Genomic DNA, 22,787 nt, shown 5'->3' with positions numbered 1-22,787 from the left:
GAATCCACTACGAAGCAATTTAATATTGTTTTCTAACACGATTTGCATGTCATTAGATATCTTAAGTATTGAAAAAGTTACCATTCATTGAGTGGTTTTTGTTAAATAAAATCAGCTTTCATTTTATGAAGGTCTAAATATAGTAACTCTGAAGGAGATTGGAACCAATACGGGTGATTTTACAAGATACGGCTATTTATTGGAAAATGGGGTCAATAGATGACCGTTACCCCTGTAGGCTGGACCCAGGCCTTTTTTATAAAATTAGTTGGATTTTCCTCTTAATAGCTCCTCAAATATCATAGGTCTAGTATTTATTCGCTGGTTTAAAACAACCAAGGGAACATCCGTATCTAAAAGGAGTTGGTTCTACAAAAATAGAGCTGATAAATTGGAAATTAGACGGAATCATGGAATTTCAACTTATAGAATAGGATTGAATTTACCTTTTTGAATCAAAATTTGATTAATTTCGGTATATACTAAAAGTTAAATGCAGAAGGAATGCTGTGCTATGAAAACATAAATAGATAATAAATATATAATATATTAATTACTGAAATTCAGGTATTTAATCTAATTAATTTATTTGATTACCGATTGTTTTTAAAGGACTTGCGTTTATTTTAATGGTAGTTTAATCTCCACTCTTATAAAGATCCAGCTATTTTAAAGAGTTTTCATTCTACAATTAGAAAAGATTAGAAACTTAAATAAGTATTGTATATGAAATTATAGTTAACGAACCAAACGTTCCAAATGAATGTGCAAGTTTTACAACGCTGGCAGACTCGGTAGGTATAACATGCTTTGATTTTATCATTTTTAATTTCATTCAATGGACGCACTTCAAACATTATTTAAATATTTTTTGATTTTGTTGATAACTAATTCTAAATTGTGGTATTCAATGATGTCGTTCTGCAAATTTGAAAAGATTTGAATTTGTTGAACCCATAGGAGTGTAAAACTTTTTTTTTGATCACAATAAAATTTATTTAAAATGAAAAATTGTATTTTATTTTTTTCCGCATTATTTGTAATGCTTTTAACTTCTTCAGTGTCTGCTCAAGCTGTTGGTACAGATGCTGGCAAGCAAGGTTCGGCAACTGGTAGTCCAACAGAAAGACCAAAATGTTGTGCTAAAGTTTATGTAGAGTTGCCAGCTGCTATGAAAGGTGGCAAACCAACATCTAAATTATTATCTGCTAATCCATTTAAAGGAAAAAATGCAGGTTTAGATCTTTCGATGGATGTTCTTGACCCTGCTGGTAAGCCAATTACAGGTGGTTGGGAAATGAGAAGAAATCCTGCAGGCGACATGATTATTAATGCAGAAAATTTACCGAAAGGAAAAAAATATCGCTTACGTGTTAAAGCGGGTACTGCAACAGAATATTATAATTTCTAAGAATCTATTTGTTTTAAACTTCTAATCCCTGTAAGATATACATTTGGAATAGATCTTTAAAAAAGCAAGGAGGCTGCATAATATGCAGTCTCCTTTTTTTGTTTTAAGTCATAAAATAGCACATCCTTTGTTATTTTATGAACTCTTTTTTTTTGCTATTTTAAGTGATAGCATTTATACTTTATAAACTTCCTGCGATTTATAAATAAATACCCTCATGAATGATAACCAGGGTAGGATTATAGAAACTCCATATTGTAACTTTTGCTTTATCCAATAATTGTCGAATGGGATAAAAATTGGAAAATAATCAGAAGTTTAAACGTATTAATGAAAACCCTTTGTCCTTTGAAATACTTGAACACCCTAAATTTTTAATATTTTATTAGCCGTTTTATTTTCTGCACATTGGCCTCATCAGTCCAATCCCGATATCCTTCAACTTCTTCCAGGAGTTTGCTATGACGATCAATCAATAAGGTGGTTGGCAAAGAAATAATATAAGCGTCCAGATAAGATCCCGTCAGTCGTACAAAGTTTAAATTAATGTTATGTTTTGAAATAAATTTTTCAATTTGAGTTTGGTCTTCTGCACTAGCAGCCAGGAAAATTAAACTATCTTTAAATTGATCCTTAAGTGCCATTATACTTTCCATCTCCTGAATACATGGACCACACCAACTTGCCCAGAAATTTAGAAAAATCGCCTTTCCCTTAAATTCAGAGAGCGTAAATTTTTTGCCCTGAAGATCCATAAATTGAATTTTCTCAATTCGACTTTTCGATGTGTCAATAAATATTTCTGCTGGCTTTTTTGAGCAACTTGAGGAGACTATAAATGCAATTAGAACTAAGTTTCTATATTTAGAGGATTTTAGAAGTAAAATTGAGTTTTTGACCACATTTTGAGAAAATATATGAGTATTTTTTATTATTTTAGATAAATTCATTTAATTTTACTTCGAAATATTCATTTAAAATTCAAATCTAGCGAAATTTATCAATTTATGTGTAAGTTCATATTACCTATTCTAATGTGTATATTCAGTTTTAATATGCTTTGTGCACAAATAGGATATCCTAAAGATCCTAAACCCGGTATGTGTTATATTCAATGCAAGACGGAAGATACTTGGCGTGAGAAAAATGTTCAAATAACAAAAGTACCAGGGTATGTGAAATTAGAAATAGTACCAGCAGAATTTAAAACAGTGACCGAACAAGTATTGGTCAAGCCTGCATATAAGAAATTGGAAATCATTCCTGCAGTTTTCAAGAAAGTTACCGATTCAATAGTCATTGCTGATAATTTTAATAAACTTACAATAGTACCTGTAAAGTTTATTGATCTCATTGAGGAAGTTGTAACACAACCTGCATATTCAAAACTTGAAACCAGGACTTCGATCCAAAACTGTAAATCAAAAAATCCCTTTGATTGTGTATATTTATGTAATGTTGAGTATCCAGAACAAAGAATCCCATTTTCAGTAAAAAAGATAGGTACAAATGAAAACTCAACTGCACAAGAAATGCCTGTTAAGAAGATGGCAGTTATAAGAGACGAACTTGTGACGGAAGCACATGTTAAAGAAATTGAAATCCCAGCAGTATATAAGTCTGTACAAAAAAGAGTATTAGTTAAAGATGCTACTGTTCGCAATATAGAAGTTGCTCCGCAATATGAAAATCAAACAACCCGGATTTTGGAGAAAAAAGGAAGCAATACAGAATGGGAAGAAATTGATTGCAAACTAACGGACTTTAATGTACTGCCTATTTATTATGCTTTAAATAGTGCAAACCTATCCAATGCAGCGAAGGATGTTATTAATCAAAAATTATGGAATCTTATGCAGGAAAAACCTGGGATTAAAATCGAGATAAATTCTCATACAGATTCAAGGAATTCAGCAAAATATAACGTAGACCTTTCTCAAAGACGAGCTCAATCTGTGGTGGATTATCTTGTTTCAAAAGGCATTGCAAGAAAACGTTTAGTCGCTAAAGGCTATGGCGAAAGTCGATTAAAAGAACCTTGTCCGGATGGTGCAAATTGCACTGAAGACCAACATGCAAAAAACAGACGGACTGAGTTTAGAGTTTTAACGAATTAGTAAATCTTTTTGAAATTCGATTGTGTATCTTAAAGCACATTTTCAATGCATTAGGGTGTTTATACTTCTTGAGTTTGTATTTTAGTATATACTTGAGTTTATTAAATTATATAAACTATTTACTTTAACGAACTTCAAATTTATTTAATAAGGTATTTGTTTGTTTGCGAATTTTATTTTTCATAAAGGAAGTCCAACCGAATAAATATCCCTTCCATCCAAATGCTTGTTGTGTCCATTTCCATAGATTGAAATGATCGGAATGTTTTATTATTTTTCCGTTTTTAAATTCAAAGTGCGCAGTAATATTATTTACAATTTTTCTTCCCGTTTGACTAAATTCATATTCCGCCTTCCATTGGACACTTCCTGTTTTATCATTAGCAAATGCATTTTTGTAGCTAATTTGAAGCTGGCCTTTACATCGAATTATTAACATACGCCACATTTTAGATACATCCAAGCCATATAATTTACCAAATGCAGGATCTTCAAATTCTATATTCTCGTGGTAACAACTGAGCATACCTTCAATATCAGCTTTTGCAAAGCAATTGTAAAAATGTTGGATGCATTCTAAGTTCGTCATTATGATATTACTATTTATGGTACCTAATTATTTAATATTCGAGTCGATTCATATGATCATTCAGGAATCTAATTTAGCTTTGTTAAATAGGTATTATTAAAGTGTCTTTTTCATACAAACACTATTTTCCATATTCTGATATTGACCATAATTTGGTATTATCGTATATCCTGCTTTAGGATAAAGTTTTAAAGCTTCAATTTGCTTTTTTCCAGTTTCCAATATACATTCCTGGAAGTTTAATTCTTTTGCCCAAGCTTCCAGTGCATATAATATTTTTAATGCAACCCCTTGACCCCGAGAAGCAGGCATAACAAACATTCTCTTGATTTCGGCAATGTTGGTTTCATATGGTTTAATGGCTCCACAGCCTATAGGTATATTATCAGAATAGTATATAATTACATGTTGAATGTTATCTGATTTATTATATTGCGCATAGAATGCATGATCATCTCCATCTTTTATTTTCAAGTCTTGATCTAAAAAATTTACAAGAAATTGAAAATCCATATTTGAAGAATTTGTCCTTTTAAGCTCTTGCATTTTAAAAATTCATGTATTATTAAATTACCTTTATTGCATTAAAACAATAGTAGATCTAAGATTTATTTAAACGCAAGATTTGTTACGTTTTAAATTATAAATACTTCGCAAATTTAATTTTTTAAAATGATCTTCAATATTTTATTCCTCCATATTGTGATCGTGCTGGTAATAATGGGTGCTTTGAAATCAAGCTTTGGTTGAAATTGAATGATAGTTTATTTATAAAAGATCTATAATACTCAGTTTTTGGCAAAATATTTGCTAAGTATATGGGTTAAACAGATGCCAACCTTGCTTAAATATAGGTAAATGAAAGTTAAATTGACTATCTTTTTCTTTTTTGTTTTAATGTTTGGGTATGCCCAAGTGCCTAATTTGGTCATTCCAATTGGCCATACTGGGGGCGTAACTTCATTGGCAGTTTCTACAAAAAATGCTTATATTTTGAGTGGTAGCCGGGATAATACAGCTAAAATTTGGGATGCTGGTACTCATGAAATTCAAAAATTCACCTTGACAGAGCAAGTGCAAGCGGTGACTTTCTCACCGGGTGGTGATTCTGTTTTGCTTGGATCAACGGATGCCAAATTGAGCATATTGAAACTTACAGGCGAACTTATTGCAAAAATTGGAGGCCATACTAAGAGTATTAATGCTGTGTCCTTCTCGCCAGATGGTAAGAGAATACTTAGCGGAAGTGATGATTTTACAGCAATCCTTCAGGATGTAAATGGATCAAATAAAACAGTTTTTAGACATAAAGGTGTCGTTACGAGTGTAGCTTTTTCAAAGGATGGAAAATCCATAGTTACAGGAAGTGCAGACAAAACGGCGGTTATCAGAAATTTAAAAAGTGGTAGCACCCAAACGCTTGCTCACCCTGAGGCAGTAATGCAACTTTGCATGTCACGAAATGGAAAATTTATTGTTACCACTACGAATGGTAAAATCCCAACTGCCCGGCTTTGGTCCAGTGCTGGAGTGGAATTACAACACATAACTCATTTGGATAAAATTCTTGCCTGTGATTTCTCCCCAGATAGTAATTTGATTGCCACTGCGAGTTTTGATGGAAAAGTAAAAATATGGAATACGAATGGGCTTGTCCTAAGAGAGTTTAAAGCTTATAATTGGGGATTGAGTGCAGTCCGTTTTTCTGCTGATGGGAAATCAATTTACACCAGTACAGAAGTTGAAATGGAGCCGATTATTCAATGGGATTTGAAAGGAAAACCAATGAAGTATTTTAAAGGGCACGCGCAAGTAGTGACTTCCGTATGTTCTTCTCCTGATAACCAAATTATTGTTACGGGTTGCGCAGACAACTCTTTAAAAGTATGGGATGTTTTTCATAATACCTTTAATAGTTATAAAAAGCATGAAGCAAGAATAAATGCAGTTGCATATGCTCCCAATAATAATCTCATTTTGACAGGAAGTGATGATAAGACAGTAAAACTTTGGGATGTAAAAGGAAATGTAATTTTTACAAAGAAACTACAGGATAGAGTAACATCAGTGGCCTTTTCTAAGGATGGGAATTCATTTCTCGCTTCTTGTTATAGTGGATGTACCATGTTGTGGAAAACAAATGGAGACACCATCTCTAAATTAAATCAGATTGAAAAAGTTTATACAGCAGCTTTTTCTCCGAATGGTGAGTTTATTGCTACCGGAAGTTATGAAGGTGTCATTCGATTATTTGATCTCTTAGGAAATCCATTGAACGTAATAAATACGGAATCACAAATTAATAGTTTGGTTTTTTCAACGGATAGTAAATCTGTTATAACTGCGAATTATAATGGATTAACTCAATATTGGAATATCAGTACAGGTGAAAATACTGGAAAACTCGGCAGGCCAATGGAAGAACTTTTTTCCTTGACTATTTCAAAAGATGGAAAGTTTCTTGCAACCGGCGCTGATAATGGGGTTTTAACTTTATGGGATCCTGAAACTCAAAATTCAAAGAATTTAGTAGGTCATACAAGCAAAGTAACAAGCTTGAATTTCATGTCAAACAATACAATTTTAATTAGCGGAAGTGCTGATGGAACAGTAAAACTCTGGGATTGTAATTCAGGACAGGAAATGGTAACCATGGTTTCATTAGATTCGATAGATTGGGCTGTAAAAAATCCAAAAGGATTATTTGATGCTTCGGCAAATTCATTAGACAAATCGAGTTATTATTATATAGTAGATTTGGAAGTGGTGGATTTGGATCAATTAAAAGAAAAATATTATCAACCGGGTTTGTTGGCTGGAAGTTTAGGTATATTAAACATTGAATTTCGGGATGTATCAAATTTCGGTTCTATAGAATTAGTTCCTAAAATCGAAGCGAATTTTCAAAACGATACTGACATTGAAGTAAATATAGAAGTTAGAAAAGGAGGAATGGGTAAATTAGGATTATTTATAAATGATCGGGAAGTAAACGAAAATGTAAATCCTGAAAACAAAACGAAGCTGATCATAAATTTAAATCCTTACCAAAAATATTTGGCTGTCGATAGTAATCAAATATCCTTGCGTGTATATAGTGCTAATGGTTGGTTAAAAAGTCAATCTATTGATCTTCCATTATATCCATTGAAAGGTAGCAAAGGTGGATCTGGAAATGATATGAACCAGGAGCCTGTCAAAACGTTCAAAGGGATACCAAGTTTATTTGCATTATTTGTAGGAACCTCAAATTATGCTGGCACTGCTATTGATTTAGTGTTTCCGGATAAAGATGCTACCTATATGGCAAAAGGGATTAGCGAAATTGGTAAACGATTATTTAAAAAACCACTGCATATAAAGTTATTAACCACGGCTGCACGGAATCCGGATTCTATTGCAAACAAAAAGAATATCGAAAAAATTCTAAAGGAATATGCAGCGATAGCAAAAGAAGGAGATGTATTGATGCTTTATTTTTCAGGGCATGGTGCTACTTATAGAATCGGTGATAAAGCGCCATTCTATTATTTGACACAAGACATTTCTACAGAAGCCGACTTAGGAAATCAAAGTTTGCGTGAGAAGTTTGCATTATCTTCTGAAGAATTGCAAAATTTAATAAAGCCTATAGCAGCCAGAAAGCAAGTCTTAATATTTGATGCTTGCCATTCAGGAAATGCATCAGAGTCCTTTGATGGGGTCGCAGCAAGAGATTTAAGTCCTTCAGCAATTATTGCATTGGATCGTTTAAAAGATAAAATGGGGATGTTTATCCTTTCTGGTAGCGCAGCAGATAAAGTTAGTTTTGAGGCGAGTGAATATGGGCAAGGACTTTTAACCTATAGTTTACTTCAAGGGATTAAAGGCTTTGCCGTTGAAGTAAATAAAAATGTGGATGTTCAAAATTTGTTTAGCCATGCAGTAAAAACAGTTCCTGAATTAGCTAAGAATATAAATAAAATACAAGTACCTGTGCTTGCAATTCCAAAAAGTGGTACCAGTTTCCCAATAGGAGTAATGGATACTATTTTACAAATACCCGATGTGAAGTCTAAACCAGTTTTTATTCGGCATATGCTTTCAGAGGAAATTGTATCTGGAGATTCCTTAGGTGTCAATGATGCACTTTCTGAATATTTTAGAGGAATCATGGCTGAAGGTCCAGAAGCTGAACTTGTTTATTGGGATTTAATTTCTTATCCAAATGCTTATATGTTGGATGGCTTCTATAAAATTGAAGGAACCACAATTAAATTACAAGCGAATTTGAAACGGGGTAAAAAACTAGTTAAAAAATTGCCATTGATTTCTGGAAGTACATCAGACTTGAAAAAATTAAGCAGTGATGTTTTTGATGAAGTACTTTTACTGCTCCCAAAAAATTAATTTAATTTATTTTTATTCCATTTTGCGGATTTACTTTTTGGATTATATCCACTGCGATTTGGACACAATTTTTTTTTTAATATTATTTTTTTGTTAAAAATTCAGTTTTTTGTTGCATACCCGAAACTTATGATTTTATTTCAAGTAAGTTCTTCAATTCTAAATTGATTAAGTCAAACGGCATATTGAATGATTTCATTGGAGCCTCTAGATGGCGTTGCTTTCAGTTGCGTTTTCCGGTTATGAATGTTAATACTAGAGGAAGGTAAAGAATGAACAAGCATTTTAAGGAATTTCCATGGGTTTGGTTTTTCTTTGCATTTCACCAAATACTTTAAGTTTTGTATCGAAAAGTGGAAAAAATATTTAGTTTTTATTTTAAAAATTGCTAACTTTATATTAAATTATGGTATATAGTAAATACGTGAAACGAGTATGAAACCAGTCTTCTTAATAGTTTTTGGGATTCTTTGGAATGTTAGCATTTTTGCACAATCGAGAAGCTTTGGTACTTTACCGATGATCCAAGCACCTAAATCCAAGTCCAGAATAAATGTGAATGGAGAAATTGACCCTTATAAAAAGCAAAAGGCATTAGAAATTTTTAATAAATTAAGAGATGCAAGAGGTGATTTTAGGTATCCGGTGCCTGCATTTGAAATGACAAAGGATGTTGGAATGGTGGCAAGTATGGATTATAATAAATTACAAATTAATCTTGAAGAAAAGGCATATAATGTTTGTGCTACATTTGCTGACACCAATGCAGCAATTGCATTTTTACTTGCACATGAATTGTCACACTATTATGAAAAGCATGCCTGGAAAAGAGGGTTTGTATCCGAATTTAAGGATTTAGCCATCGGTTTGAAATTGGACAGTCTCCAGGATGACGTTGCAAATGAAACGGAAGCAGATTATTTAGGTGGTTTCTTAGCCTATTCTGCAGGTTATGGTTTTTTTGATCAGGGAAGTGCGATTATCAAAGCGCTTTACAAGGAATATGGATTAGGAAACAAATTACCTAAATATCCATCTTTGCAAGATCGGCAGGCAATGAGTGTGCGTACAACAGAAAAGTTAAGGCGGCTGATTCAAGTTTTTGATATGTCTAATTTATTAATTGCAGTTGGAAATTATTCAGAAGCTAATGAGTATTTGAAATATATCTTAATGGAATATCAGAGTAGAGAGCTCTATAATAATTATGGGGTTTCTATTTTGTCGGATGTTATGACAAATTATTTTAATGCAAACGAATTGAGATTCAGATATCCAATTCACTTAGACCTTGAATCCTCAGCTAAGGATGCAGGAATTGGGAATGTACGTCAATTGTTAATCAAGCAAGCGATATTGCAATTTGATGCTGCAATCAGTATGGACCCAAATTACGTCCCGGCCTATATCAATAAAGCATGTGCATATGCTTTATTAGGGGATCCTGTGCGTGGAGAATTTTATGCGGATGTTGAAGCTCGAAAAATAGCAGAACAAAATAAAGATCAAAAAGCGATTCAGGACTTGACAATTTTGCTTGGGATAATAAAAGCCAACAAAGGAGATACCATAAAAGCAAAAGAATTATTTGAAACTGCAAAAATGGCAGGAAGTAAGCTTGCTGGGATCAATTTAAAAATTCTAAATCGAGAGCCACTTGGCGATGAAGCGGAATCTGGTGGTAGCCGATCTAAGCCTGAGCAAATTGATAATACGTCTTTAAAAAGTTTGATTCTGGCAAATGAATTTACAAATCCAAAATCGCTCCAAATTAGTAATACCATAAAATTTTATTTTGTACCTGCTCAAGGGCCTTCATCCTTTTTATTTATTAGTGAACAGGGTGATAAAAGTACTTATTTTCATTGCACGAAACCAGGATATAAGTTGGCAACCGCAAAGAAAATTGCTATAGGAATGAATTCAGATGCGATTACAAGTCCAACGGCTTATGGTAATCCAAAGAATACAATAGAAACACCAAATGGTAGAATTCTGATTTATAAATCAATACTTTTTATAATTGGTAAAGATGATAAATTAGAACGTTGGGTTGTTTATTCAAATTAAAAATAAATATTAAAATCAAATAAAATGAAAAATCAAGTTTTGTTTTTTATTAGTTTTTTTGGAATAGGCTTAAGTTTGATAGCTCAAACGACGCCTATTGTTGTCGTATCAACACACGGTAAAATGAATCTTATTACGGAGGCAAAAAAAACGCTTAGAGTAGGACCAGGTGCTGTATTATCTGTTACTGGAACTTTAAATCTTCCAGCAAAAACCACAGCTATGATATTCTGTAATGGACAGTTTAAAAACTTAAAAACTGGAAAAACAAGTGTAAAAGATATTTGTGGTGGAAATGAGAATAAGCGCAGCTTAAGTATTGATGGAAAGTTTGGAGATTATATCGTATCGGCAGTTGAATTAGCTCACATAGCAGCCCAACAAAATGCAGGCTGGATGAATGTAAAAGATCCTAAACGATTATCCGGCGATGGTTGGGGAACTGGTGGATCCAAAGGCGGGAATGATGGTTGGGGAACTGGTGGATCCAAAACTGGAAATGATGGATGGGGTGCAACGCAATATGGAAAAGATGGCTGGGGAACCGGTGGATCTAAAAGTGGAAATGATGGATGGGGATCCTTAAGTTCTAATAAAAGTGCTGATGGCTGGGGAACCGGTGGATCTAAGAGTGGTAATGATGGCTGGGGAACTGGCGGTTCTAAAAGTGGTAATGACGGTTGGGGAACTGGCGGATCTAAAAGTGGGAATGATGGCTGGGGAACTGGAGGTTCTAAAAGTGGTAATGATGGTTGGGGTGGTTTAGGTAAAAGTATTCATCTGATTTTACCTTTAGGAAAATTAGAAGCTAAATTGATTCGGTTTTCCTGGTCAAAACCTGCATATTCAGGTAGCTATAAATTAGAAATATTAGATGCAGGTAGTAAAGTAATTCATTCTGTAACAGTGAAAGATACATTTGCTGATATCGATTTAATGAAACTTGTAATTAATCATGAAGAGCAATATAATTGGAAGATAACTGCTTCAGATACTGCTGGAATGGTTTCTAATGTATATGGATTTTCTGTAGTTTCAAAAGAATCAAAAAAAGAAGCAGAAGCTAAATTAGCAAAATCTAAAATTTATGCAAAAGCAGATCAATCTACCCGATTGATGATGGAAGCTGTTGTATATGAGGATGCAGAATTTTTTTATGATGCAGCACAGCTATACAATAAATTGAAATTGAAAGATTCATTAAATAATTTGGGACATATGCTGCATGCAGCATTTTGGATGCGAGGAGGAATGTTTGTGATGTCGGATACAGCAATTATGCCATAGTTAAATTAATTTTAGTTCATAATGAAAAGGATTCTGGTTAGTTTTTGCATTTGGATTGGAGTCTTAAGTGTATTAGCACAGAATTCAAAAGGGATTGCACCTGCAGGTGGCAAAGTAAAAGAGGGAACAGGTAAAACATGGGCTGTTGTGGTAGGTATTTCAGATTACCAAAATCCAGATATTCCGGATTTAGCCTATGCTCATGTTGATGCAGCTTCTTTTGTTGCATATTTAAAAAGTCCTGCAGGTGGCAAAATTGAGGAGTCACATATCGTTAGTTTGTTGAATGAAAAAGCAACTGCTGGTCAATTTGCATCCGCATTAGATTGGCTTATGGAAAATGTGAAAGAAGGGGATCAGGCAATTATTTATTTTTCTGGTCACGGGGATGTTGAAAGAAAAACCATAACACAGCCAGGCTTTTTATTGTGTTGGGATTCTCCTGCGAAAGTTTATATGGGTGGTGGAACTTTTGGCTTGGTATATCTCCAGGAAATTATTTCTACATTATCTATTCAAATGAAGGCAAAAGTTGTTGTCATTACGGATGCTTGTAGATCTGGTAAACTTGCCGGAAGTGAAATTGGGGGAAGTCAGGCGACTGCTGCAAATTTGGCAAAACAATATGCTAATGAAATTAAAATCATGTCATGCCAACCAGACGAACTATCATTAGAAGGTTCTGAGTGGGGTGGAGGAAGAGGTGTGTTTTCATATTTCTTATTAAATGGTTTAACCGGACTTGCAGACAGTAATAAAGATGGCAGTGTTACACTATTTGAAATTGAACGTTATTTGGGAGATAAAGTGACTGAAGCAACTTCGCCGAGAAGTCAGATTCCATTAACGATAGGTACAAAAAGTATCACCATTAGTACAGTGGATCAACCGAGTTTGTTAGCTTTAAAAAATCATGAACAAATAGAAAATTATGCTACAGGTTTTGTTGCAAGTGTGGATCAAAAAACAAAAGAAGAAAGTAAAGTCACTGTAGATCCAATTCTTTTGGAAAAATATGCAAAGTTTAAAAAGGCACTTAAGGAAGGTCATTTGATATTTCCAGAAGAAAATTCAGCTTTTAGCCTATTTCAACAAATCAAAGACAAACCATTTATTGCTTCAGAACAGGTTATGATTCAAAGTAATTTGGCAGCTGCTTTACAAGATGATGCACAACAAGCAATGAACGATTATTTGAAAGCAGATCCTAAGGAATTACGCAAACGGTGGAGTTTCGATGATCGATATGAAAAATTTCCAATCTATTTAAATAAAGCTGCTGAGTTATTAGGCCAAACCCACTTTTTATATACGACTATTAAAGCCCGGGAACATTATTTTACAGGTTTAAATAAACGCTTTGAAGGGGAACGCAAAAAAGATTCTATTTTAATTCGTCAGGCATATGCTGAACAAATGAAAACAATTCAATTAGATTCCAATGCCGCCTATGCATATAACGAACTTGGACTGCTAGAAAGGAGATTTAATAATTTTCAACGGGCAATTGAGTTTTTTAATAAAGCAAGTTACCAATCTCCTAAATGGGTTTTTCCTTGGGCAAATTTATGTATAACTTATGTTGATTTAGGAAATGCCGCAAAGGCAATTCAGTATGGTCAAAAAGCAATCACTATGGATCCAAGTTCTCCCATTTCACATTATAATTTGGGAAAAGCATACGAACTGCAATCCGACTGGAATAAAGCAAGTGAACATTTTGCAACTACTTTTCAATTGGATAGTCTTTATTTTAATGCTTTGTTTCAATTAGGTTTGATGTTCAAGAATCTTGGAAATAATACACAAGCGGAATATGCTTGGATAAAATATAGTCAACTTATGGAAAAGGATCCTTGGGTATATTATAATTTAGCCTGTGTTTATAATATTCAAGGTAAGGAAGAGAAAGCCTTACAAGCTCTGGAGATGTCATTTGAACTTGGATTTAAAGAATTTAATGAATTAGAAACAGATACTGATTTGAAAACAGTTTTGACTAACCCAAAGTATATTGAATTAAAGAAAAAATACTTTCAATAATTGAATATTTTTATAAAGCTGACAATTTAGGATGTATCGATATAAATTCTTTTTGAAATATCCTGAGACATTTCATTTTGATATCCTTGCAATTTATGGTATTTCCAAATTTATATTTTAAAAGTATTCACGTCAATTATTATTTCGTCAGGGATTTAAAACGAATCAATTTTTTTCAAATATTACGAAATCTATAGTCCCATTTCCACCACTAATATGCTGTAATCGAATTTTATTTGTAGTCGCTTCCAGAATTTCCCAATCTTCATTGAGTTCTCTCAAGGGTTCCTGATTTGTAAAATCTAATTGTAATTTTTCTTGGCTATCATCTACGAGTATTTTCCAACTGCCAGATTGAGTTTTGGTAGTTGATTGCACTGAAACATTGCCACTATTTGAAAATGTAAATGAGTAGAATTTAAAAATAGAGGTTTCATCCATTTGATCTTCTTTAAACAAACTGATTTTCCAATTTCCCTGTATGAGGGTACTTGAAATTTTTGCAGGGTTTGAATTAATGGAATTATTGGATTTAGAACAAGAGGCAGAAATGATTATGCATAAAAGGAATCCACATAGTTGATTTGCGTTTTTCATAGTATTGGTTTTATAATTTAAAAATTGTTATTTTAGGAGTTATGTCCTTTTGCTTAGGTAGCATGTCAGTGCAATATGATTCTATTGATTGATTTAATCCAAAAATTAATTGCTGAAGTAGCAGGATTGATGAATCAATCCGTATTTAAATGGGACGAATTTAATTTCGAATCAAAAAAATACACTTCCAAAGGATTGAATATTCAATGTTTTGATTTTAGTAATATTAGGAATCGAAATGGATAGAAGTCTTATTTCAATGATGCTACTTTTGCAATTCAACAAATAAATGAAAAGGTAGCTACTCCGGATATTAGGATTTATTTATTTTTTCTTTTAATTAGAAAAAAGTGTCCGCCTTCATCTTTGGTATCAAAAAATACTCCATAAACAGGCGTTGTCAAAGAATTTCTTCGAATAGGTTCAATAATATCGTTGTAAATCGTATATTCAAAAGTGAATTCGTTTTCATTGTTGTTAAGATACTTTATAAGATATTCATTAAAATAGGATTTGTCAGGAACCGTTTCCTTTGCTCCACTTGAAATAAATTTTCGGGATTGCTTAGATGCAAAGCTTTTGAACGAACTTACATCATGTTTTGCAATGCTATCATGGTGTTCCCCTCTGGAGGCCATAGCACCTAAATAGCAGGCATCAGAAATGAAAAGTATATTGTGAATTTTACTTTTCTTAAGTAAATCTCGTATCAGATCGCTGGTAAGATTTTTTGAATCTGAATTCAATTCTGAATCTACAGGAATCAATGCAGCTTTATCTGTTTCCGTATCATATTTGCCGTGGCCAGCATAATAAATTAATAAATACGTATTGGGTCCACTATCAGAAAAGGATTCAAAGGCTTTGTATATAATTTCATAAGTTCCATTCTCAACTATTTTAATATTCTCTTTTTCAAAAGTATATTTTGATTGCAAGGTATTTTTCATTTGGTTCACATCTTGAATAGGATAATTTAAATCCTTCCAATGTCGATATTCATTATTACCAATCAATAAAGCATAATATTTATTTTTACTCAAATCAATATTACTTAAATTTTCATTTTTTGATTTGACCCCTCGTTGATTATCATTATTTAATTCCTGGATATTCTTACTAAATACAGTAAATGAAGAACCATTGTTAGTATTGAAAAGAAAATACACAAGTATTAAAAATGTACATGCTATGGATAAAGCCTTCCATTTATGCCGAATTAAAAAAGATGAATTTAAATGCACAATATCTTTTCTTAGGCATAAAACAGAATCATATCGACTATTTGGATTTAAATGAGTTGCTTTTGCAATAATTTTATTAATATTTGTATGGAGTGTATTTTTAATTCCAGGATTTTCGTATTTAAATCCATAAATCAATTGCTTTAATACAATGCCTAATGCGTAGATATCCGTTTTCTCATTAATTACCCCTAAAGTTTCTTGTTCAGGAGCCATAAAACCGGTTGTGCCAAAAGCTCCGGTATTGACTTCTTTATTTCCAATATGAGGCTCATTTTCTCCAGATATTTTCTTTAAATTAAGGAAGGAAAAGTCGATTATTTTGGGATCTAAATCTGGCGTAACCATAATATTATTTGGCTTGATGTCACCATGATAAATACCTTTTATTTTGTAGGAGTGATATTCATTTGAATCCAAATATTCAAATTCATGAGCAAATTGAATGGCATTACAAATTTTAATAAATAAGTTAAGTTTATTCTGAACGCTTAAGGAGTTAATGTTTGGAATTTTATCCAATGAGTTTCCTTTTATTAATTCTAATACCATTACAAAGTGACTTGTATTGTTTTCACTTGAAATAAAGTATTCTTTGATGCCTATAATATTCGGGTGCTGAATTTTTAAAAGGCCTTTTAATCCGGTTTTAACAATATGATTAAATTCCTCAATGAGCTTTATATCTGTTGAATGTGCTACTTTTAAAGCTACCTGTTCTTTGGTATAATTATGGGTGGCAATATATACCGAAGAGAAACTTCCGCTTCCTAAATATTCCTGTAGGGTGTAATTTCCGAAAATACGTTTTGTTAAGATTTCCATTTTTAGTTTTAATCCTTACGTTGTCTGAACAAAGTCATTTATTTTTAGTTTTTAGTTTTTAGTTATCAAATGTAGGGTAGTTCCTTGGATTTTCAATTATATAAACATGTTTTAAATTTATTTGAAATCTGAAAATTGCAAAAAATTCAAGATTCCTTAATATAGATAGAGAAGTATTCGGTAACCAAGGTATTATTTTATTAAAATGTATCATTTTAAACCTATAATTTATGGGTTTGGACTTAGAAACATATAGTACCTGAGTATATATTTAACCAATTCCTGTTCGTTAACAATATAAGCAGTATTTTCATTTGGGCAATTCATAATTCTAAGTTTATTGCCAATTGATATAAATGTTTTATCTTTTGTATTTATTTTAGGATTGGAGTTAAGATTTATTCTCTGAATATTTAGGTACATGATTCCGTCTTCAACAAATGAATAAAGCGTTGAGTTCATTAATTGTTTTTTTCGTAATTGAAAACTCGTATCCATTTGGATCCATTCTTCCGTTGGCGTACTTTGTATATTGAGCTTAGCATCATTAATGTCTATTGGAATAAAATCCTGACAATTATTTTGTTCATGGGTGTTTTTTAATGAAGTCAATACATTAATTGAAATTAAATTTTGTTTTGCCTGACTTCTTAAAATGAGATCCTTTGAATTTAGTAAGCTTGTCCAAATGGTGATTGCTTCTTGTTTATGGGTAGTTTTTGCAGAAAGTATACCCTTGGTTAATAACAATTTATCAGTAAAATTTACATCCTTGCTTTTTATTAGTTTTAAGTGATCGTTGTAGTATTGTTGGGCATTCGATATTTCATTTAACATTATATAGGTAGAAAACTGATTGAGATCTGCATGATAATATTGAGGATCTAATTTTTTAGCTTTTTGAAAATAATCTTTTGCTTTGCGGAAATGTTGTTGTTGCTCCAGGATTTCTAGTGGATCAATATAATCATCGCCTCTGGCTGGTTTTGGTTTTTTAATACGGATATTAAAATCAAGTTCAATGGAATAGACAAATGATTCTAACTGTTTTGAGGGAATGTTGATACCTAAGAGTAGATAATTGATCCCTAAATTATTGTAAATTTCTTTTCCGTGATAGTATTTGGAAATATATTCCAGACACTGAATAGCATATTGAAATTGTGAAATCGCATGAAGTTCATTTGCTAATTCAAATAGTTCTATTAGCTTGTTTGCTTGAGAAATAACAATTTCAGCTGCAGTTTTTCGCTCAAGTTCGGTAGGGTATCCTTTAATAATCTTATCTTTTAGCTGATATATTGTATACATCCTTTCAATTATTTCAGGCAACATGTGAATCGTTTTGTAGCCGGCTAAATAACTAATAAAAATTCCTTGAATGTCTGCATTTCTTTCAATTTCTAAGGAACTTTTAAAGCTCTTGTGGTAACTAATAAAACTAGTTTCGTCAACATTATTGGATGGTTGAATTGCATGCACGAGTTCATGTGACAATATAAAGGCAAGTGCATCCAATGAATCTTTACCAAACGAACTGCAAAGCTGGAAAGCTTTTATTTCTAATTGGATAAGATTCTTTTTCTTAATGTAAACAGCAATATTTTGTTGTTGATTTATCAATTCTATCGTTGGTATCTTGCGCTGGAAATTGCCATTTGCCATATACAGTTTATGCAATACCTTTTGCGCAGTTTTTTGTGGATTAGAGGCTATCCCAAGGACTGGTATACTCAGTATTGAAATAATCCATAAAAACTGAAACCTTTTCATGCTACAAAGTTAGAGGATGCCTGTGTATATATATCAGGATTTATAGAATGGTTATCAGTTTAAAAGCAGACAAGACTTTATAATATTATATATATATAAAATATTATAAAATAGATATATATACATTATAAATAATATTAATATTAAAATATATATGCTTTCCAAATAAATATTTCAAGATTGGTGATAACTTGAGCTTAGTTAATTGTATATAGAAATGAAAATTAAAACATCGATGATTGATGACTCGGAATTATTGGAGTTATTAAAGAACGGTGATTCAAAAGGATTTAAAGAAATTCATTTGAAGACATTTCGGTCTGTTTCCAGCTATGTGAATAATAATAGTGGAAATTTTGAAGATGCTCAGGATTTGTTTCAGGATAGCATGATTGCTTTTTTAAATAATATCCGGAAGCCAGAATTTCAATTGAGTAGTAGTATTCAAAATTATTTTCTATCGATTGTCCGCAATCTTTGGTTGCGACAATTAAGAAATAATAAAATGAAGCATGTAGAAAATCTTGATGGTTTATCAGAACAATGGATTCAATTAATGGATTCAGAATGTGAAACCATGGAATTAGAAAATGAGCGCCAGGAAAAACTAGCAAAGCAATTTGAAGTGCTGGGTGTAGAGTGTAAAACTTTATTAACGGAATATTATTATTTCAATAAATCTTTAGATGAGATTTCAAAAAAAATGAATTATACCTATGATTTTATTAAGGTAAAGAAATTCAGATGTATGAAAGAACTTAAAAATAAAATGATTAATGATAAATAATTTATAGCTATGGAACCATTGGATTATGCTGATATTATCAAAAAAATGGGCCCCGAAAGGGATGTCTCAAGACTTACAGAAGAAGAGTTAGATGTCTATAATTCTGTTAAGGCAATCAAGCATCAATCCTCTATTGAAGAGAAAGGTAGAATAAAAATGGCGATTCAAAATTCGGAATCAGGTTTAAAGACATACCCTTTATCGAATTTAAATAGTGGAGGTTTTAAAACTATGAATTTATTTAGTAAAACCTGGGTACGAATTGCGGCTGGATTGATTATTTTAATTGTAGCTTATTTTTTTCTATTAAAAAAATCAATTTCTGTAGATCATTTTTATGTTCAAAACTTTCATCAAGAATCGGATTATTTGGATATCGTTAAGGATAATTTGTCGAAATATGGAATGATCGATTTAAATATAGAATCAAGAGATTCAATATTAAAAGGTTTAGATCATTATGAGAAAAAGGAGTTTATTGAAGCAGTCCGTATTTTAGAAGCGTATACAATGCATTATCCAGAAGATCATGCAGCTCGGTTTTATTTGGCACTTTCTCAAATGCATCTTAGCCAATTCGATGCCGCAAAACTCCATTTTGTAAAACTAAATGAAATCCAAAATCTAGAATTTTCAGATGAAGTAAAATGGTATTATATCCTTTGTTTATTAAAATCGGATAAAAACCCGGCTCAAGCTAAAATACTTTTAGAGCAATTGAAAACTGGAAATGGAAAATATGCAGAGCCAGCGAAGGAAGGAATTAAACTACTATAATATTGAAAGCCTGGCTACCTATTCAATAGTTTAAGGATTACACTTCTGGAGGATTAGCAAATCACTTATTTCATTAAACGAAATTTCACGGGAAGTGTAATTTGAACAGGTACGGCCTTACCATCTTGATATCCTGGGATGTATTTAGGAAGAATATTTATAAATTGCAATACTTCTTCGTCACAACCAGCTCCGATACCCCTTTCTATTCGAATATTCGTAAGACTTCCATCTGTACGCACTATATATTTTGCATAAACTACACCTTGTATCCGAAGCTTTTTAGCTTCCACAGGATATTTTATATGGTTATATAATAAATCTATGAGTTTCTTTTTGCTGCATTCATCAGGGTCTGCATCCGTTTCACAGCCTGTCAAAACGGGCATTTTATCGACCTTTTTATATAAAGTAGCTTTAACTAACTTGAAGTCTTCTTTTTCAGAACCATTATTAAAATAGCGGAGGGTGTCTATATGGTCGCCAACAATTTCAGGGCCATGCCTTTGTACGGATGCCAAAGACTGACCGACCATGCTACCAATGATCAAGAAATAGCAAAATATGCTCAATATGTAAAGATTACATTTCACAGTTTGATTTAGAATATTGAAAACGGGACTCGGTCCCTGATCATGGGTAGCACAAATCTAAAACAATATTCAGGAATTGTAAGTCCATTATGGAAAAAATTATATATTTTTTTCCTTAATGTGAAAAATCTTATTTTTTAATGAATTCATAAGGTGTAAATTCAATAAAATCGGCACAGGAAAGGCTTAAGGAAACCACCTTCTTCTTTAAAATTTTAAATGGTATCACTTTAATTCCTAAGGTAGGATTGCTGTAAGTACATAAAAAACGATCTTGTCCCATATATTCAAGTTTTGCATCTTGATTGAGGTGGTGCTGGAAGCTGGCTTTCAAAAAATTAGCTTCTTGTGTAATTTTCATAGTTCCATAAACGGAATTGGAATAATTGCCTGTAAATTTCTTTAGAGGGATGGGTGGTATTAGATTTAAATCTACAGAATCCCGAACGGATTTTAACCATTTTAAATCTTCTAATTGATATTTTGTAAATTCAGGGAGCATTAAATTACTGTAATTCCTGTATGGTAGGTTTAGAAATGCATCCACAAGCTCCCATTTTAAAGCTTCATAAAAATTATTAGCATCTGTATTTGTAAATACGACGATCCCTAATTCTTCTTCCGGTAATAAAGTCACAGAGCTTACAAAACCATCAGCTCCTCCTGTGTGGGAAACTATTTTGTGCTTATGATAATCTTGTAACAGCCATCCTAAACCATAGAGATTAAAATGTCCGCTATTAAAACGTGGATTGAATGCACCCCTTATGGACATGGCTTGCATACTTCTTTTTATAGCGGCCGGTGATATAATTTCTTTGCCATTCCAGTTACCTTCATCCAGAATTAATTGTACCCATTTAATCCAATCTGAAACGGAGCTACAAATACTAGCAGCAGGAGCTAAATTATTTAAATTGGGAATTGTCAATTTTAAAATTTCATTATTATAAATTGTATATGGAGTGCAATGATTTGGTTGGTTGATAAAATTGTTATTTAATGCATGCGTTTCAGTCAATCCAAGGGGTTCAAAGAGATTTTTAGTAATGTATTGTTCCCAGTTTAGCCCGCTGGATTTGTAAATTATTTCTCCAGCAACGGTATAACCAGCATTGCAATAACCCCAGCGATCCCTAAATCCATAAACAGGTTTGATTTTTGCCATACGTTCGATTACTTCCCTCCGAGAAGTATTCGTATTCCAATGGCTGAAATCTCCCTGGAATGTCTCAAATCCAATTCGATGTGTCAAGATATCTTTTATGGTAACTAATTCGGTGGCATTTTTATCATACAATTTAAACCATGGTAACCATTTCGTAACCGGATCGTTTAAGGATAAGATTTTCTCTTGTTCAAGTTTAGCTAAACATATACCCGTAACAGCTTTTGTGTTACTAGCAATCATAAATTGAGTATGTTCATCTACAGGCATTCTGCTTTCTAAATCACGGATTCCATATCCTTTTGAAACGATTACTTTTCCATTTTTTACAATAGCAACAGCACAGCCTGGAATTCGCCAATCACGCAACGCTCTATTTACATAAATATCCAGGCTGTCATTAATAAAAGCTGGTATTTCATTTTGAGAACTTGAAAGATTCGGAATAACTAGTATCAGGATTATGATTTTAAGAGTCAAATATTTCATATGATATTCAAAATTTAATGAGTACTTAATTTTTTACTCAACAAGATAATTCTATTTTTGAACCTTATTCTAATTTGAATATTAATCTTTACAAACCGAATTGTGATTTTTGTAAGCCCTCTATTATTAAAACTTTTCACTGGCCGATTTGCATCGTCCATTACATTATGGCCGTTTGTGTTTTTGCGTCATCAGAAATATAAAGAAGATCCAGTCTTGTTAAATCATGAAAAAATACATTTGCAACAACAGCTAGAGTTGTGTATTCTTTTCTTTTATCTCTGGTATGGAATAGAATTCCTGAGAAATCGATTAAAAGGTATGAATTCAAGAACCGCATATTATAATATCTCTTTCGAAAAGGAAGCATATGAACATGAAAAGGATGTTGAATATTTGAAGAGACGCAAATTTTGGGGATTTATTAAGTATTTCAAATTTTAATTATTTCTAATGCAATAAAGTTTAGACCACCCAAACACTTCAGTATAAATTGGAGATCCGTAAAATTTATGCTTCTTGTGAAAGAATTAGAAAAGATGTTTTTTTTCTATTGAAATCAAAATGAATCCAAATATAAATTTAGGGAAGGTTAAACGAGTTGATTTGATTAACGATGGAATCAACA

Annotated in this window: 16 protein-coding genes; 8 read left to right on the top strand and 8 right to left on the bottom strand. The window is 32.3% G+C overall.

What is annotated here, in order from left to right:
* The first annotated feature begins 1,003 nt into the window (after positions 1-1,003).
* The gene (locus IPO86_14880) at positions 1,004-1,411 is read left to right on the top strand and encodes a hypothetical protein (GenBank protein MBK9729391.1); all 408 of its coding nucleotides are present in this window, start codon (positions 1,004-1,006) and stop codon (positions 1,409-1,411) included.
* A 374-nt stretch (positions 1,412-1,785) separates the two neighbouring features.
* Here IPO86_14880 and IPO86_14875 read toward each other — a convergent pair whose 3' ends face one another.
* Positions 1,786-2,166, bottom strand: a complete 381-nt coding sequence (locus IPO86_14875; protein ID MBK9729390.1) for a TlpA family protein disulfide reductase — start codon at positions 2,164-2,166, stop codon at positions 1,786-1,788.
* A 252-nt stretch (positions 2,167-2,418) separates the two neighbouring features.
* Between IPO86_14875 and IPO86_14870 the strand changes: the two genes are divergently transcribed.
* A complete protein-coding gene (locus tag IPO86_14870) occupies positions 2,419-3,528 on the top strand; it encodes an OmpA family protein (protein ID MBK9729389.1) in 1,110 nt (369 codons plus the stop codon).
* A gap of 124 nt (positions 3,529-3,652) precedes the next feature.
* On the opposite strand, the gene IPO86_14865 is transcribed toward IPO86_14870, so the two are convergent.
* Both IPO86_14865 and IPO86_14860 read right to left on the bottom strand, forming a co-directional pair.
* The gene (locus tag IPO86_14865) at positions 3,653-4,117 is read right to left on the bottom strand and encodes a nuclear transport factor 2 family protein (GenBank protein ID MBK9729388.1); all 465 of its coding nucleotides are present in this window, start codon (positions 4,115-4,117) and stop codon (positions 3,653-3,655) included.
* 96 nt (positions 4,118-4,213) lie between these two features.
* Entirely contained in the window at positions 4,214-4,663 is a 450-nt protein-coding gene (locus IPO86_14860; GenBank protein MBK9729387.1) for a GNAT family N-acetyltransferase, read from the bottom strand.
* Positions 4,664-4,975: 312 nt separating this feature from the next.
* Between IPO86_14860 and IPO86_14855 the strand changes: the two genes are divergently transcribed.
* From IPO86_14855 to IPO86_14840, 4 genes are all read left to right on the top strand, one after another.
* Positions 4,976-8,506: a caspase family protein gene (locus IPO86_14855; GenBank protein MBK9729386.1), complete on the top strand. Its 3,531-nt coding sequence runs from the start codon at positions 4,976-4,978 to the stop codon at positions 8,504-8,506.
* 435 nt (positions 8,507-8,941) lie between these two features.
* On the top strand, positions 8,942-10,576 hold the full coding sequence (locus tag IPO86_14850; protein MBK9729385.1) for a hypothetical protein: 1,635 nt from the start codon (positions 8,942-8,944) through the stop codon (positions 10,574-10,576).
* A 24-nt stretch (positions 10,577-10,600) separates the two neighbouring features.
* Positions 10,601-11,863, top strand: coding sequence for a hypothetical protein (locus IPO86_14845; GenBank protein ID MBK9729384.1), 1,263 nt, complete (start codon positions 10,601-10,603; stop codon positions 11,861-11,863).
* Between the two features lie 21 nt (positions 11,864-11,884).
* Positions 11,885-13,906, top strand: a complete 2,022-nt coding sequence (locus tag IPO86_14840; protein ID MBK9729383.1) for a caspase family protein — start codon at positions 11,885-11,887, stop codon at positions 13,904-13,906.
* 165 nt (positions 13,907-14,071) lie between these two features.
* Here the strand turns inward: IPO86_14840 and IPO86_14835 are convergent, their stop codons facing one another.
* The 3 genes from IPO86_14835 to IPO86_14825 form a co-directional block, all read right to left on the bottom strand.
* On the bottom strand, positions 14,072-14,503 hold the full coding sequence (locus IPO86_14835; protein MBK9729382.1) for a hypothetical protein: 432 nt from the start codon (positions 14,501-14,503) through the stop codon (positions 14,072-14,074).
* 320 nt (positions 14,504-14,823) lie between these two features.
* Positions 14,824-16,572: a caspase family protein gene (locus IPO86_14830; GenBank protein MBK9729381.1), complete on the bottom strand. Its 1,749-nt coding sequence runs from the start codon at positions 16,570-16,572 to the stop codon at positions 14,824-14,826.
* 228 nt (positions 16,573-16,800) lie between these two features.
* A complete protein-coding gene (locus IPO86_14825; GenBank protein MBK9729380.1) occupies positions 16,801-18,345 on the bottom strand; it encodes a hypothetical protein in 1,545 nt (514 codons plus the stop codon).
* Positions 18,346-18,562: 217 nt separating this feature from the next.
* Here IPO86_14825 and IPO86_14820 point away from each other — a divergent pair, with 217 nt between their 5' ends.
* Together IPO86_14820 and IPO86_14815 are read left to right on the top strand one after the other, a co-directional pair.
* On the top strand, positions 18,563-19,132 hold the full coding sequence (locus IPO86_14820; protein ID MBK9729379.1) for a sigma-70 family RNA polymerase sigma factor: 570 nt from the start codon (positions 18,563-18,565) through the stop codon (positions 19,130-19,132).
* A gap of 9 nt (positions 19,133-19,141) precedes the next feature.
* Positions 19,142-19,909: a hypothetical protein gene (locus tag IPO86_14815; GenBank protein MBK9729378.1), complete on the top strand. Its 768-nt coding sequence runs from the start codon at positions 19,142-19,144 to the stop codon at positions 19,907-19,909.
* A gap of 65 nt (positions 19,910-19,974) precedes the next feature.
* On the opposite strand, the gene IPO86_14810 is transcribed toward IPO86_14815, so the two are convergent.
* The gene (locus IPO86_14810; GenBank protein ID MBK9729377.1) at positions 19,975-20,445 is read right to left on the bottom strand and encodes an energy transducer TonB; all 471 of its coding nucleotides are present in this window, start codon (positions 20,443-20,445) and stop codon (positions 19,975-19,977) included.
* A 187-nt stretch (positions 20,446-20,632) separates the two neighbouring features.
* A complete protein-coding gene (locus IPO86_14805; GenBank protein ID MBK9729376.1) occupies positions 20,633-22,159 on the bottom strand; it encodes a serine hydrolase in 1,527 nt (508 codons plus the stop codon).
* Between the last annotated feature and the right edge of the window lie 628 nt (positions 22,160-22,787).

It is taken from the genome of Saprospiraceae bacterium (assembly GCA_016717265.1).
In the GTDB taxonomy this organism is placed as follows: domain Bacteria; phylum Bacteroidota; class Bacteroidia; order Chitinophagales; family Saprospiraceae; genus Vicinibacter.
This window is presented reverse-complemented; position numbering and strand designations above follow the sequence as displayed.

Coding starts and splice junctions, on each gene's coding strand:
- IPO86_14880 (MBK9729391.1), top strand. CDS start 1,004: ATGAAAAATTGTATTTTATTTTTTTCCGCATTATTTGTAATGCTTTTA.
- IPO86_14875 (MBK9729390.1), bottom strand. CDS start 2,166: ATGGATCTTCAGGGCAAAAAATTTACGCTCTCTGAATTTAAGGGAAAG.
- IPO86_14870 (MBK9729389.1), top strand. CDS start 2,419: ATGTGTAAGTTCATATTACCTATTCTAATGTGTATATTCAGTTTTAAT.
- IPO86_14865 (MBK9729388.1), bottom strand. CDS start 4,117: ATGACGAACTTAGAATGCATCCAACATTTTTACAATTGCTTTGCAAAA.
- IPO86_14860 (MBK9729387.1), bottom strand. CDS start 4,663: ATGCAAGAGCTTAAAAGGACAAATTCTTCAAATATGGATTTTCAATTT.
- IPO86_14855 (MBK9729386.1), top strand. CDS start 4,976: ATGAAAGTTAAATTGACTATCTTTTTCTTTTTTGTTTTAATGTTTGGG.
- IPO86_14850 (MBK9729385.1), top strand. CDS start 8,942: ATGAAACCAGTCTTCTTAATAGTTTTTGGGATTCTTTGGAATGTTAGC.
- IPO86_14845 (MBK9729384.1), top strand. CDS start 10,601: ATGAAAAATCAAGTTTTGTTTTTTATTAGTTTTTTTGGAATAGGCTTA.
- IPO86_14840 (MBK9729383.1), top strand. CDS start 11,885: ATGAAAAGGATTCTGGTTAGTTTTTGCATTTGGATTGGAGTCTTAAGT.
- IPO86_14835 (MBK9729382.1), bottom strand. CDS start 14,503: ATGAAAAACGCAAATCAACTATGTGGATTCCTTTTATGCATAATCATT.
- IPO86_14830 (MBK9729381.1), bottom strand. CDS start 16,572: ATGGAAATCTTAACAAAACGTATTTTCGGAAATTACACCCTACAGGAA.
- IPO86_14825 (MBK9729380.1), bottom strand. CDS start 18,345: ATGAAAAGGTTTCAGTTTTTATGGATTATTTCAATACTGAGTATACCA.
- IPO86_14820 (MBK9729379.1), top strand. CDS start 18,563: ATGAAAATTAAAACATCGATGATTGATGACTCGGAATTATTGGAGTTA.
- IPO86_14815 (MBK9729378.1), top strand. CDS start 19,142: ATGGAACCATTGGATTATGCTGATATTATCAAAAAAATGGGCCCCGAA.
- IPO86_14810 (MBK9729377.1), bottom strand. CDS start 20,445: ATGGTCGGTCAGTCTTTGGCATCCGTACAAAGGCATGGCCCTGAAATT.
- IPO86_14805 (MBK9729376.1), bottom strand. CDS start 22,159: ATGAAATATTTGACTCTTAAAATCATAATCCTGATACTAGTTATTCCG.